The following is a 13,565-nucleotide window of genomic DNA, read 5'->3' as shown; positions in this document are numbered from 1 at the left end:
TTGTTGTTGTACTTTTTAATTTCACACTGCAATTCTCTCATAGAAGGTAAACTTCTATTGATTTAGTTGCCGGATCATGCTACGTGTATAGCCCCCAATTTTCTTTGTCAAACGATCTACTATTCTACTACTTATGGCGATAAATACTATACCCATAGACATTACAAAGAGTGACTTGGCAAAAGTATCTATCTGTATGAATATAATATTCATTTCGATGTAGCTATACAGTAGCGGTGCGAACAGCAACATAAGTGGCATTATATAAAAAATGGTTGCACAAATGAGACTAAAAATGCCAATCACAAATTTCTGCATTAACCAATAGACAGCAGACCAATTGCGACGATCGGTAAGCACTAATTTCACCTGAGTCCAGTTCGATGTATCTATTGTTATACTTCTATCATAAGAGTCTGTTGAAATATCTGTATAAATTTTCGTCTGTATGCGCTCGAATTGGATAAAAGGTGTAGTAGTCTGTAGTACGCGTATAACTAGTGGAATCCCAATTACCGAAAATGAAAGGGTGAAGCTGAATAGCAGAGCTATTAGATAAAAACAAAAATAAAACAATCCTGTAACGAAAGTTAGCAATAAAAAATAACCATTCTGGATGAATCTTGATTTCATAAAGTTCTCGCTCCTATCTATGTAATAACCGAATTGTACTGCTTTTTTTGTCATTTTCACTAGTGTAAAAGTGTCATATGACAATTCTAAACGATGCTAAAAAGGGGAGAGTAACCTACTTCTGGTTAAAAAAGATGCTTATATCAATCACCATAAAACAATCCCGTTCTTGCAGATGCAAGAACGGATTGTTTTGTACTTTTATTGAATATGAGATGGACTTGTTTTTCGAATATGAAAAATAATATCAAATTGCTCAAGCAATGACTTATCAAAGTATGCCGATTCGTTCGGTACGAGTCGTGCTCCTATACTTAGTAATGGTCTTTTTGTTTTAACCCATTTCTCTGCTGGTCCTTTAAGGTTACGGTTATCCAATAAAAACATTTTATAGGGTACTTTTCCGAGGGTATAATTGAAACTATTTACATCTTGTGGAATCGGGTCCGTTATAATCTTATCTTGGGTGTCATTGTATAAGGTGAAATTCCCCTCCGTGGTTGTACTGCCAATTGTGACATAATTATTGTCTAAACGTTCCTTCAAATACTGCCCCGCAACATAAGGGTATAATTTCTCATCGATAATTCCTTTAGCTATATGAATATTGTGTCCCCATACCATCGTTTTACCACCCAATGTCTCTTGTGCCCACATTGCATGATCGGCCAAGTATTGCTCATGTAGCTTTAACATACTTGGATAGTCGTTAGGAATTAGCATTGTGGTAAATTTCTCTATTGCACTTGCCGTTGCTTTCGCCCAGATGTACTCGGGTGAAGCTATTTCTGTGTTGGCTTGCTTATTCTCATCTTTTAATAATCGAGCTACTCTCTCAGCGTTTGCCTTGAACTTTTCTTTTATTTCAGGAGCAAGGTCCATATATTCCTGTGTACTTCCATTAAAAGCCGACAATTCTTTATAATTTTCTTCTACTTCTGCCAGCAAATCTGGCCGATGCAGCCTTACATAATCAATTACTTTATTAAAGCAGCCTTGGTCCAACTCCTTTAAGTCGAGCCCAATAAATTGGATCTTTTTTTTATTGGATGGATCAGCATTATAATCTTTCATCCACTCAATCATGGCTATAATTTCATCAGTAGGATATAAATAATTTAAAAATTCCCTAGGGTTTCCTTTTCCTGTTTGGATATATTCATTTAGTTTTAAGCCGTTTCCCCAATCTTCTTCCATTGTGAAATTTGTAAAACCCATCTCAGTAACTAAATATTTCACAAGGCGAAACTTCATAGTGAAAATTTCAGAGCTTCCATGAGTATTCTCTCCTAATCCTACATATTGTGCGCTCCCAATCATCTTCTTAAGTGGTTTTAAATCCTCAAATGATTTTGACGGCTCTATCGTTTTTAATGGATAAGCCTGTGATTGTATTGATTTAACTATATTTTTTTGGATTGATTGGCCTGAATTTTCGACTGCTACTTTTTCGACTGCTACTGTTTGAGCCTTTCCTACTTCTCCACATCCTGTGACTAATAAAGCTGTACTAACCATTGCAATTATTCTTTTCTTATTCATTTTTTTCCACCTCAATTGAATTATTTGTAAAAGCAAGATTGATTCATGTACTTGCACGAATCAATTGCCTTAATTCAATTGTTATCTATCCCATATCATATTTTCTAGTTACATATTGTCATAAGGTTAATTGACACAGGTCATAGGAAAATCATTACACTTTTGTACTATCGGCTATGACAACTTATAAATAATAATTACATTGATGAGTCGCAAGTAAGACTAGATTATAAATTTGGGAGGGATTTTAAAGATGAATTAATCTGTATGCCAAAATATTTTTATTCTAAGTTGTGTCTGTGGAAATGACAGGAAGTAAATACGATAAACAAATGAATTAAAGGGGAAGGGCGGATTACAATGATATTACACGCAAAATCGTTCCACAATAAAGATAAAATCCAACGTGCTAAAATAGGACTTCAACTCTTTCTGAGTATTTTAATCATTACTTCTATCATCCTAAATGTAGTAGTAATAATTACGAAAAGTATGCCGCTTATTGTGGTATATATGTTTACCCCAGCATTTTCTTCTGTTTTGACTCGCATAATACTGAAAGAAGGGTTTAAAGATGTATCTTTTAGTCTCGGTAACTTAAAGATATGGAAGGGGATTGGTTTTGCTCTGCTAATCCCTATGATTATTTGTGGAATTACTTATTCTATCGCCTGGTTGAGCGGAATTGCGGGGTTTCAGAATCCCGAAGGTGGTATGTTAGAACCAATCTACAATATACTTGGGCTTCAGTATCTAACGGCCCCATTCAGTTTCATTTATCTAGTAGTATTGAGCGGCATTTTCGGAAGTTTACTTAGCTTAATCCCAGTTTTGGGAGAAGAAATGGGTTGGCGAGGTTATATGCTCACAAGGCTAGTCGATGCAGAGTTTTCACGGCCCATCCTTATTAGTGGATTGATTTGGGCAACGTGGCATGTTCCAATAGTTATTGCTGGTCTATATGTAGAGGGACCATCTGTCCTTCTTTCAGTACTTGGCATCTATTTTTGTATTGTGCCATTCAGTTATATTACAGCCTATTTACGACTTATCACAGGTAGCATTTGGCCTTCGGTTATCATCCATACTACTTGGAATGCCATTATTCAAGGACCTTTCGCACGTGCAAGTACAGGATATCAAACTGAGATTTGGATTGGAGAATCTGGTTTGATAACCGCTACTATTATCTTAATTACTGCAATAATTACGTCTCAAATGGTAAATTTCACCAAATAGCATACGGATGTGTTTTAAATTCAATTAGTGAAATGTAACAAGGCGAAATAAGATGCTCCTAAAAATATTAGGAAAATATGGTTAACTTATTCATAAAGATCATAATTAGTCACATGTTATATACAAATATAATGGAGGTGCAATTATGAATATTCAAAGACATGAAAGTAATACAAATGAGATTCTTAAAAGGAAACTATGAAATCGCTATTGACTCGTAATCGGTGTATGGTAGCACTCATAGTCAAGAATTTACAATTGAAAAGTAGCTTTCACTAATTTAGCAATCGGGCGTGATTGTTAAGAAGCGTAGCTGTCCTTATTAAACTAAAGCACCCTTTAGTAAAAAAAGGAAAGGATTCTACATATTAGTAATATCTAATATGTAGAACCCTTTAAATTTCCTATCTTTTTTTAAATTAGGTCTTGATAAGCCTAATGCATTGGGATTATTCAATAACACAAGCGCAGCGACTAAGTAATGAGGAGAAAGGAACATTAAAAATAGGACTAACAGAATCTGTTGCCCAAAAATTAATCACGCCGATATTAAACTATTTAAACAATGAAAAACCGTACATACATTGTGATTTTGTCGTGGGAAATACAGCGCTTTTATTACCAATGGTAGCTCAAAATAAAATTGATTTTGCTGTTTGTGGAAACACCAAAGATAGCTCCAATGTGAATTTCAAGCCACTTTGTAAAGAACGAATAGAATTTATTGTCAATAACCCTAATCATCCAATATTAGAAAAAGAGACAGTTGAAATATCAGATATCATTAATTACCCTATTATAATTGGAGAGAATAGCTGTTTTTATTCTCAATCTGTAAATGCTTTCTTATCAGAAAACAATTTATCCTTTAAAAGAGTCTACAATTGTAGTGCATTGCATCTCATTCCACAAATGATTTTTGGGAATGTAATAGGCATTATCCCAAACGGAACTTGTTTAGAACAAACAAGTATACGATTAAAGGTCAATGGATTTGATCCCCAAATGCCTATAGGGTTATTAATTTCTTTTAAAAAAAGAAACTATTTAAGCCAGACAAAACTACAACTTATGAAATTAATTGAATCGTTATTGGTCTAAAAAACAAGATTGTTGCTATTCAAAAAATAGTGAATGTGAGGGTTTTAGTTAAAAAAGTGATAAGTGAACAAAAGAGCTTCATATTTCCTAGTACGTAAATTAAGACAAACTTAAGATTTATCCTACTTTTTTCTTCATTAATTTAACTTATAATCTTTTAAGTAAAGAAGTATAAGGGAGAAAATAAGAATGAAAAAGTTGAGCTTTTTAATTTTTGCAATTTGTATAGGTGTAACAGCCTTTAAGATAGTACCGTTCTCTCAAGATGAAAAAGGTGTAATAGTAAATACCTATAATGCGAATGGTGTAGCGGAGAGTAAGTTGTCCCCTGGAACTATGAAAAACGTAGAAATTCCAGTAGAACAAATTTATCAAGGAAATTTGCTTTTAGTCAACAGTAAGCACCCAGTTCACAATGAAAGTATAAAATCAGATGTCATTCATTTATATGCTCGCAAAGAATTAGTAAAAGGATACAGAGTGTTTAATAGCGAAACATATTTATCAGAAGATATAGCAAGTAAATTTTCGAATATGGTTCTTGATGCGAAAAAAGATGGCGTTTCTAATTTTTTAATTTCCAGTGGTTTTCGAGGATTTGATGAGCAAACTAAACTTTATAAAGAAATGGGTTCCAATCGTGCCTTGCCAGCAGGTTACAGCGAGCACAATTTAGGTTTATCGCTTGATGTGGGGAGTACACAAGGGAAGATGGAGGTAGCACCTGAGGGAGAGTGGATTGCAGAGAACGCTTGGAAATACGGTTTTACGCTACGTTATCCTGAGGATAAAACGGATATAACGGGAATTATGAATGAACCGTGGCATATCCGCTATGTCGGTTTACCGCATAGTGCGATTATGAAAGAAAAGAATTTTGTTTTAGAGGAATATTTAGACTATATAAAAGAAGAAAAACATATTTCTGCTACTGTAAATGGTCAAAAAAATGAAATCTTTTATTATCCTGTTACTGAAAATATCACTATTAATGTGCCGGCCAATCTTCGTTATGAGGTATCGGGCAATAATACGGATGGTGTGATTGTGACAGTATTTCCTGATGACGTGTAGAACACTCGACTTTTCACGGAGAGTCCGCGGCTTCTGTGGAATGACTTGCGCTGAAACACCCAATGAAGTAGATTGAAACCAAGCCCGTGGAAAGCGCCACTCGGTGTGAAAATCAATGTTATTAATTATTTATTTTAGCGACACAAAAACGCTGTAAAGTTTATTCTTTACAGCGTTTTTCATAAACGATACGCCCATTAACAACCGTATAAGCGACTTTTACTTGTGGAATATTTTCGATAGCTATTGTAAAAAGATCTTCTTCTAAAATAGTGAAGTCTGCAGTATAGCCCTTTTCAATCTTCCCTCGAGCATGGTCTTGAGCTATTATTTGTGCAGCTCCTATCGTATAGAGCCTAACTGCCTCAAAGCGTGAAATCTTCTCTTCCGGACCGTAGCCATTATGCGATTCCCCAAAATTCCGCCTTGTAACTGCAGCATATATACCATATAAGGGATTTGGCACTTCAATCGGGGCATCACTGCCACCTGCAACAACTAATCCACGATCTAGTAGTGATTTTAATGGGTGTAAGCCTTTTGCCCGTTCCTCCCCTAGCCTAGCTAGTTCTGCCTCATACTCTCCCTGCACAAATTGAGGCTGCATATCTACTGCGATAGGCAACGCAGCGAGTTTTTCTAAAATCCCTTCATCGACTAAGCTACAATGAATAACACGATCTAATTGACCTTCTCGAGGCGGATGAGCAGCAAATACTTGTAAAATTGTTTCAATGGCTAAATCGCCAATGGCATGCACTGCCACTGTTTGTCCATGTTGACGTGCAAGTTTTACATATTCCACTAGTTGTTCTGTTGAATGTACAAGCATACCGCAATTGCCTGGTTCATCACAGTACGGTTCACGAAGAGCAGCAGTACGTCCTCCAAAGGCACCATCGATAAAGATCTTCATGGCACCAAACTCTAAATACGGAGAAGATACTTCTTTCATCTTAGCAACTTCCTCAAATACCGTGTGGTGTTGTAATAAATGAACTTTAAACGAACGCTTTGCCTCGATGATCTTTCGAAAAGCATGTATTGGTTGAAGCGGTGGCCCGTAATAGCTTAAATCCTCAGAATGAGCACCTACTAAACCATATGATTGCAGCGATATTACCGCCTTTTCGAGGGCATCCTCAATATATTCAGACGTAATATGAGGCATATGGTTGACAATCATATACAATGCTGCATCTTTTAAAACCCCTGTTAGCTGTCCATCCACCTTATCAATGACCCCACCCTCTGGAGATCGTGTGTCATTAGTTATTCCCGCAAATGCCAGCGCCTTGGAATTAGCTAAAATTAAATGGTGACAGCTACGCTTAATAATTAAATGTGCTTCCCCTAAGGCATCAAGCTCCGCTAATGTAGGGAAAATAGGATTTTTAAATTGCGTCTCATTAAGCCCAATCGCGATTACCCATTCATTTGCGGGAACTTCTATCATCCGCTCACGAATAATTGCCAGCAGCTCTTCCTTACTTCTGACGTTCGATACATCAATATGCTTTAATTTCTCCCCGTAGCCAATAATATGTAAATGACTATCGACAAAGCCTGGATACATCACATTGCCTTGCAAATGTTGAATAGAAGTAGCATGTGGCGACAAGCTATCTACCGAGCCTGTCGCCACAATTTTTCCTTCTTTTACAAGGACTGCTTCAACTGTTTCGGCAACTTGCGCCATCGTGTAAATTTTTCCACCCGTCCATAATGTTGCCAAAACAATTCCTCCTATGCAATTGCTTCTAATTACGTCTCGGCATAATTACCGTCCGGAATCGGCTTTAATTTCTTTCAGCGAGTGTTTGGCCCCCACTGAAAGAAATTAAATGTGCTCGCTCTAAGCGACGACGTACTATTACACCAAACCATGCTGCTAGAACAGCTTTCACAATACCTACGACGATAAATGGTGCCGCTCCACCCATAAAAGCAGCTGTCCAAGTTAAATCTCCGACAATTTTTAACCAAGTCGTTCCAAACGCCAATGTCACAACCATTCCTATGATGTTCGCGACAATTGCATGGAAAATAGTCAGTCCAAATGTATCTAAGTATAAGCCCATTATAATGGCCGTAACAAGGAATCCAACAATATAGCCACCTGTAGGACCAACTAAAATACCTAATCCCCCTGACATACCGCTAAATACCGGAAGACTAGCTGCACCGAGTAAAATATAAAGCAGTACTGATAGCGTACCAACTCTTGTCCCTAAAATCGTTACGACTAAGCCTACTGCTAATGTTTGTCCTGTAATTGGAATAAGTGGTAGCGGAATCGTTACTTGTGCAAGAACAGCAATAATCGCTGCACCAAATGCCGCTAACACAAAATTATATGTACTACTCTTTTTCAAACTAAATGGCCTCCCTTTGTACGTTAACTCATGTTGTAAATAAGTTAACACAAAGATATAGCAAAAAAAAACTGTTGTCAATCTATTTTGAAAAATTGCTATAAAAAAAGAAATTGCTATAGTGAACTAGCAATTTCTCTTCACAAATTACCAAAGCGGATCGTTGGTAGGGTCATTTTCTTGCAAATCAAAGACATATGGTGCTAATTGACGATAATAAATAAGAACGCCAGCTATAAAGAAAATAATCCCAATCGTAATATTATTAAAAATAAATTGCATAAAAGTAAAAAAAGGAACCGGAAATACTAAAATGCCACCTATTTGCATAGATTTTTTTGTACGATATTGTTTTTTTCTACAATAAGGACATTCGAGTTGTCCATTTTTCCGGTACATTTTTCGTGCTTGCTTCTCGGACCAAGTTTCCCCACACTCAATGCACACCGGTAGGCCATATCCTTTCTTGATTAGCACAAGTTTGACGATAAAGGCAACGCTTACGAAAAAGCTAAAAAGCAAAATACCTTTTACGAAATCGTTTTGTAAAAATGTCAATATACTCCATGCATCCGCTTCTTGCTGTAAGCTAGCTGCCTGATGATTCCCTGATTTTTTATTGTGTGATAATAAATAACTAAAACCAATGACAAAAATCGTAAACGTTGCTAATACCACACGATATTGCCACGGACTACTTCTTCTTTGTTTCGTTTTTCGATAAGCTTTTTGGGCTATTGCTTGTTTTTTTTCATCTGTAAGTTTTACATCCCGAAGTTCATTTAGTACATCTTCTTTAAATTGATTCATGGCGTAACACCTCCCAATCATAATCACCGATTGCTGTTGCAAGTTGCTTTCTCGCACGTTGTAATCTTGTACGTATTGTTGCTTCTGGACAACATACGAGCTGCGCAATTTCTACTGTCGTCATATCTTCAAAATAATAGAGAATTAATACTTCCCTATATGTAACAGATAATGTAAACAAAGCTTCTACTAGCTCTCGCCTTGTGGACTTAGCAAGAAATTCCTTTTCAGGCGTGATTGCTGTCGTACGCCCTGTTATTTTTTCAAAGAGTGTCAGTCGTTTACTTTTCCAGCTACGCAAATAATCATGGCTTCGATTGACCGTCATTTTTACTAAATATGTACGTAATGATGATTCTTGACGAAATTGCTCCTGCTTTTGATAAAAGGCGATAAACACATCCTGCACAATGTCCTCAGCCGTTGCTTCATTTTTCACATATAAATAAGCAACCTTTAGTAAGTAATCACCGTGCTCTGCAATAATTTTTTCGATATCCATTTGTTGTCTCACCTTCTTTCTAAACTACTGACGGATGCCACTTCATTTCCGATTCATTTTATTAAAAAAATTTTATAAAGAAAAGAATCTGCCAAACTCCAACGACTGTGCGTTGAAATGAAGCAGATCCTTTATGATTAAATCTTTAGCGGATGTTTAAGAAATTAAAAATATTTCGCTGAATAGAACGCTTACATTTTAAAATTCGCCAGTACCATGATCTGACCTGTTTATATACTATTTCCCACATCATTATATTGATTAAAGAACGTAATTTGGTTACGTCCATTGCGCTTGGACGTATACAATGCTGTGTCCGCATTATGGATCAGTTCTTCGACCGCAGTAATTTGGCCTTGTTTATTTGTACTTACACCAATACTAAATTCTAAATGGACAGTCTCATCATTAATTAGTAAAGACAGAGAATTTAATGTTTGATAAAGATTTTCCGTCATCGTTTGAACAGATTCACCTTCCTGTAATTTGCAAAGTACAATAAACTCATCTCCACCAAAACGAGCTACTATCGATTCATATGCTTGAAAATAGTCCTTTAATGTAGTTGCAGTAATCGTTAAAGCATCATCACCAAACAAATGACCATTTGTATCATTGATTTCCTTAAAATGATCTAAGTCAATCATCATTAATGCTAATTGCTGATTATCTACTGAAGCTTTCTCCACCATTTTCTCTGCTTTCTGATCAAAATAGCGTCGATTATAAATATTCGTTAATGGATCAATGTAAGAAGTTTTTTCAAAATGTTTTTTCTGGTCATCGTACTCCATCTCAAATAATAAATGAGTATAATTTTCCCTTTGAATTTCCAATAAAACGTCAATATATTCCTTTTGTATCGAGCACAATATAATTTTATTACCTTGCTTTTCTATTAGCTTCACCAAAGAATTGTAGATCGTTTGAAGCATAGATAAATCATTATTTTTTAAGGCATAGTGCTTCGACTTTTGGTACAAATCAATGGCCTCGCAAATGCGTCCCTGTTTTTCACAAAGTAAAGCATAGGCATTTATAACCTCCAATTGTAGCTTTGAATAAGGAGGTTTCTGAATCGTCACTAACAACTCTTGCAATAATTCAGCTGCTTCATCAAATTCCCCCAAACTAATTTGGGCAACAGCTAAGTTTATTTTTGAATACATAATCCCTGAATATGGATTTTCATGCTTGGTCTCAAAATAATTGGCATAGTATAAGCTCTTTAATGCAAAATCCTTTGCTTTTTGATAGTTCCCTGAAGAGTTTTCTAAGTCGCTCAAATTATTATATATTTTCCCTATACTATCTATATGTTGAATACGCTCAGCAATCTTTAGTCCCTTAAACATAAACTCTTTAGACTTCTTTATATGGCCAAACGTTCCCCAATAAATAGCTACAATAATATAATGATGAATTAAATCAATATCATCGCCATATTGAAAGGTTAATTCGCGATACTTCTCAAGTACACTAATAGAAACTTGCAAATCACCTGTTTGGAAATAGCTTGCACAGCTATAGCGTAGTAACAGGATTGCTTTTTTATACATACCAAGCTCAATAGCACTTTCAATTGCGGCACTACTTAATTCTATATATTCTATAAAGCGATTTGCATCATACAATTCATTTAGTGTAATCCATAGTTCCTCAAACTCCTGTGTATTCATACCGCCCCTCCTTCTATTAACCCCTACTTCTTTAATACTATCTTTATGTGCATAATATTACAATTCCTCAGACTCATTTATTTGTAAATTAATGAGTAAATTTAACCTTAAAATACCATACAGTGATTCATTTATCCCAAAAAGATAATATACACCCCTATAAAAACGACCTTTGAATATTTATGATAGTACAAAAACTATAATTTCCCAACACAGAAAAAACAAGCCCCCTTCTTTAAAGAGACTTGCAGAATGTTTGAAATGAATAAAAATTACCGTCGCTGGGCACTTCATCTGCTTTGTTTCAGAATGTTAAAAAGCACGTAGCAGTCCACGTTCTTCATAATCTTGCAGCAAAAATTTGATAAAAACCTCTAGTACAATGTCCTCTGCCGTGTCATAAATATGCGAGACGTAAGAAATGCTCTGCATGTTCATTCATAATTTTTTCAAGTATGCCTCCCAACTCCCCTTATAAACTACTGCCAATAATTGACCGTTTCACTTCATTTCATAAAAATTTGAAAATTCATATTGACCTTGGAGCATACTCCAATATTAGGATAAAATTAGGAGGTGCTTACATGCTTATTAAACAATTTGCAACTAAGTATAATTTATCTACCGATACCGTACGTTACTATGAAAAAGAAGGATTACTACATCCACATAAACAGGACAATGGCTATCGAGTGTATGATGTCACTTGTGAACATACTATAAAATTTATTTTAGTATTAAGACAGCTCAGCTTTACATTACAAGAAATTAAACAGCTGCTGAGAGCAAAAGCCAACTTCAAATACCTGCAATCAACAAACAGTACAGCTATTCTCAACAAAAATCACCAACATTGAACAGCAGTTATTTTTTTATCAGCAGGCACTTCAATCCTTACAGCTCACTCAAACATTAATGGCTGAAGTATCAGACGTTTAAATAAAAATCAGGGTTGAAAACTTTGTATAATATTTTTACACAATATTAAGGACTTGACTAAAGTTTCGCTGCTAACAAGCTTTTTCGCGGTTCTATCAGCGATTTTTGCACTTTTATCAGCGATGTTCGTGGTTCTATCAGCGATTCTTGCACTTTTATCAGCGATGTTCGCGATTTTATCAGCGATTCTTGCGCTTTTATCAGCGATTCTTGCGCTTTTTTTTGTAGTTAGTTGGAGTATGTTTGGTTCACCCTAGGCAACATTTCCATTAAATAGGATGTGGCATTTTATGTTTGAATTTGCGATATTCTCTTTAGCCGTTATAGCTCTTTATACAACTGGATGAACAGTGTCCGTATTTAACTAACGCTAAAAAATCCACGTTTTTAAAGTGGATTTTTTAGCAGGTATGTGTATATCGTTGTAAGGTTAGCTTTAATACCGTTTACTCCCTTCCACTCCTTATACTCCTTAGGTAGATCAAATTCAGCAATAAAATCTTCTCGTGACAATTTTCGTTGAAGAGCTTCTTTTGCACGTTGGGTCATGAAAGATAAATACTCAATTAATGTATCGCATAAAGTCAAATCAGCAATATTACCATGACCAGGCACAAGTATATTTATATCGATTTGTTTAACTCGCTTTAATATCGTCAAAAATTCTTCTGGATTATAAATCGGTACATGTAAGTTTTCAGTCGCTATATCACCCATAAAAGCTATTTTTTCTTTAGGAAGGTACATAAATGTATCACTCGGTGAATGTCCACCGCCTAAACAGTATAATTTCACAGTTCTTTCGGAACCGGTGATAGTTAATTTTTCTTCAAACAACAAGGATGGTAGTACAATTTGTAATTGAGATAGGTCATCTAACACTTTCGACATTTCTTGATATTGATTGATTAAGCTTGCTTTTATAATGTTGTCTTCTGTCGAATCGATTTGATTTTTTAACTGAAACAGGTAATGATTCATGTCCTGCTCTTCCTTCTCATAATCTTCAATCTTATTTTTTTCTTTGCACAATTTCTCCGTTACATATGTAGAAACAATCGTTGTATCTGAAAATACTTGATTTCCAAAAACATGATCCCCATGATAATGACTGTTAATCAAATACTTTACTTTCTTACCCGTTAAACTTTCAGCTTGGCGCCTTAACTCATCCCCCGCTGAAGGAGTACTTAGCGAATCAAAAACTAGAAGCTCATCACCTAAATCAATTATTCCTGCATTACTCCAAGCACCCTGACCCGGTTTAGCAATAGCAGCAAACACACCGGCACATAAAGTACGCAAAGTAAAATATTTTGTTTCTACAATCCCCTGTTCCATTTATAACTCCCCCTAGAAGTTTTTACATATTATAACATTCACATTTGAAGATAAATCAAGAAAATCCACTCTTTTTACAAAGTGGATTTTCTCATTGTATTAAATAAGTCGCTTAATCTTCGTTTCATATAACGCAACAATTAGTAAGCCACCTAGTATAGGGGTTAAAGAACTAAAACTAAAATAAAAACCTTCATCATTGTATTGTCCTAAGAAATGAAATTGTAGCCATGGAACGCCATATGTTTCACCTACACCGTATAAAAAAACTGTGCTAAATAAAAACAATGCGAGACATTTTATAAATTCATTTCTTTTCATACCCATTCA

12 protein-coding genes and 1 pseudogene are annotated in these 13,565 nt (G+C 35.4%); 4 read left to right on the top strand and 9 right to left on the bottom strand.

What is annotated here, in order from left to right; translation table 11 throughout:
* Positions 1-54 precede the first annotated feature (54 nt).
* A complete protein-coding gene (locus tag MY533_RS08850) occupies positions 55-633 on the bottom strand; it encodes a sensor domain-containing protein (RefSeq protein WP_248718805.1) in 579 nt (192 codons plus the stop codon).
* Positions 634-834: 201 nt separating this feature from the next.
* On the bottom strand, positions 835-2,175 hold the full coding sequence (locus tag MY533_RS08845) for an erythromycin esterase family protein (protein ID WP_248718804.1): 1,341 nt from the start codon (positions 2,173-2,175) through the stop codon (positions 835-837).
* Between the two features lie 360 nt (positions 2,176-2,535).
* On the opposite strand from MY533_RS08845, the gene MY533_RS08840 reads away from it, so the two are divergent.
* The 3 genes and pseudogenes from MY533_RS08840 (at position 2,536) to vanY (ending at position 5,589) form a co-directional block, all read left to right on the top strand.
* Positions 2,536-3,414, top strand: coding sequence for a CPBP family intramembrane glutamic endopeptidase (locus MY533_RS08840; protein WP_248718803.1), 879 nt, complete (start codon positions 2,536-2,538; stop codon positions 3,412-3,414).
* Between the two features lie 435 nt (positions 3,415-3,849).
* A pseudogene (locus MY533_RS08835) lies at positions 3,850-4,515 on the top strand (LysR family transcriptional regulator substrate-binding protein); the annotation flags it as partial.
* A 189-nt stretch (positions 4,516-4,704) separates the two neighbouring features.
* Positions 4,705-5,589 (top strand): VanY-A/VanY-F/VanY-M family D-Ala-D-Ala carboxypeptidase, encoded by an 885-nt coding sequence (gene vanY, locus MY533_RS08830; protein ID WP_248718802.1) that lies wholly within the window; start codon positions 4,705-4,707, stop codon positions 5,587-5,589.
* Between the two features lie 160 nt (positions 5,590-5,749).
* Here the strand turns inward: vanY and MY533_RS08825 are convergent, their stop codons facing one another.
* From MY533_RS08825 to MY533_RS08805, 5 genes are all read right to left on the bottom strand, one after another.
* Positions 5,750-7,324, bottom strand: a complete 1,575-nt coding sequence (locus MY533_RS08825) for an amidohydrolase (RefSeq protein WP_248718801.1) — start codon at positions 7,322-7,324, stop codon at positions 5,750-5,752.
* Positions 7,325-7,388: 64 nt separating this feature from the next.
* Positions 7,389-7,964: a biotin transporter BioY gene (locus MY533_RS08820; RefSeq protein ID WP_248718800.1), complete on the bottom strand. Its 576-nt coding sequence runs from the start codon at positions 7,962-7,964 to the stop codon at positions 7,389-7,391.
* A 147-nt stretch (positions 7,965-8,111) separates the two neighbouring features.
* A complete protein-coding gene (locus MY533_RS08815; RefSeq protein ID WP_248718799.1) occupies positions 8,112-8,774 on the bottom strand; it encodes a TIGR04104 family putative zinc finger protein in 663 nt (220 codons plus the stop codon).
* Complete coding sequence (locus MY533_RS08810; RefSeq protein WP_248718798.1) at positions 8,761-9,276, bottom strand: sigma-70 family RNA polymerase sigma factor; 516 nt, start codon at positions 9,274-9,276, stop codon at positions 8,761-8,763. The genes MY533_RS08815 and MY533_RS08810 overlap by 14 nt, the downstream gene beginning before the upstream one ends.
* Before the next feature lie 230 nt (positions 9,277-9,506).
* Complete coding sequence (locus MY533_RS08805; protein WP_248718797.1) at positions 9,507-10,955, bottom strand: GGDEF domain-containing protein; 1,449 nt, start codon at positions 10,953-10,955, stop codon at positions 9,507-9,509.
* A gap of 584 nt (positions 10,956-11,539) precedes the next feature.
* Here MY533_RS08805 and MY533_RS08800 point away from each other — a divergent pair.
* Positions 11,540-11,812 (top strand): MerR family transcriptional regulator, encoded by a 273-nt coding sequence (locus MY533_RS08800; protein WP_248718796.1) that lies wholly within the window; start codon positions 11,540-11,542, stop codon positions 11,810-11,812.
* 469 nt (positions 11,813-12,281) lie between these two features.
* Here the strand turns inward: MY533_RS08800 and MY533_RS08795 are convergent, their stop codons facing one another.
* A complete protein-coding gene (locus tag MY533_RS08795) occupies positions 12,282-13,235 on the bottom strand; it encodes an MBL fold metallo-hydrolase (protein WP_248718795.1) in 954 nt (317 codons plus the stop codon).
* A 99-nt stretch (positions 13,236-13,334) separates the two neighbouring features.
* A complete protein-coding gene (locus MY533_RS08790) occupies positions 13,335-13,556 on the bottom strand; it encodes a hypothetical protein (RefSeq protein ID WP_132362857.1) in 222 nt (73 codons plus the stop codon).
* Between the last annotated feature and the right edge of the window lie 9 nt (positions 13,557-13,565).

The organism is Lysinibacillus sp. Ag94 (assembly GCF_023242215.1).
In the GTDB taxonomy this organism is placed as follows: Bacteria; Bacillota; Bacilli; order Bacillales_A; family Planococcaceae; genus Lysinibacillus.
This window is presented reverse-complemented; position numbering and strand designations above follow the sequence as displayed.

Excerpts from the sequence above, each read along its gene's own strand:
- MY533_RS08850 (WP_248718805.1), bottom strand. The coding sequence starts at position 633 with ATGAAATCAAGATTCATCCAGAATGGTTATTTTTTATTGCTAACTTTC.
- MY533_RS08845 (WP_248718804.1), bottom strand. The coding sequence starts at position 2,175 with ATGAATAAGAAAAGAATAATTGCAATGGTTAGTACAGCTTTATTAGTC.
- MY533_RS08840 (WP_248718803.1), top strand. The coding sequence starts at position 2,536 with ATGATATTACACGCAAAATCGTTCCACAATAAAGATAAAATCCAACGT.
- vanY (WP_248718802.1), top strand. The coding sequence starts at position 4,705 with ATGAAAAAGTTGAGCTTTTTAATTTTTGCAATTTGTATAGGTGTAACA.
- MY533_RS08815 (WP_248718799.1), bottom strand. The coding sequence starts at position 8,774 with ATGAATCAATTTAAAGAAGATGTACTAAATGAACTTCGGGATGTAAAA.
- MY533_RS08810 (WP_248718798.1), bottom strand. The coding sequence starts at position 9,276 with ATGGATATCGAAAAAATTATTGCAGAGCACGGTGATTACTTACTAAAG.
- MY533_RS08805 (WP_248718797.1), bottom strand. The coding sequence starts at position 10,955 with ATGAATACACAGGAGTTTGAGGAACTATGGATTACACTAAATGAATTG.
- MY533_RS08800 (WP_248718796.1), top strand. The coding sequence starts at position 11,540 with ATGCTTATTAAACAATTTGCAACTAAGTATAATTTATCTACCGATACC.
- MY533_RS08795 (WP_248718795.1), bottom strand. The coding sequence starts at position 13,235 with ATGGAACAGGGGATTGTAGAAACAAAATATTTTACTTTGCGTACTTTA.
- MY533_RS08790 (WP_132362857.1), bottom strand. The coding sequence starts at position 13,556 with ATGAAAAGAAATGAATTTATAAAATGTCTCGCATTGTTTTTATTTAGC.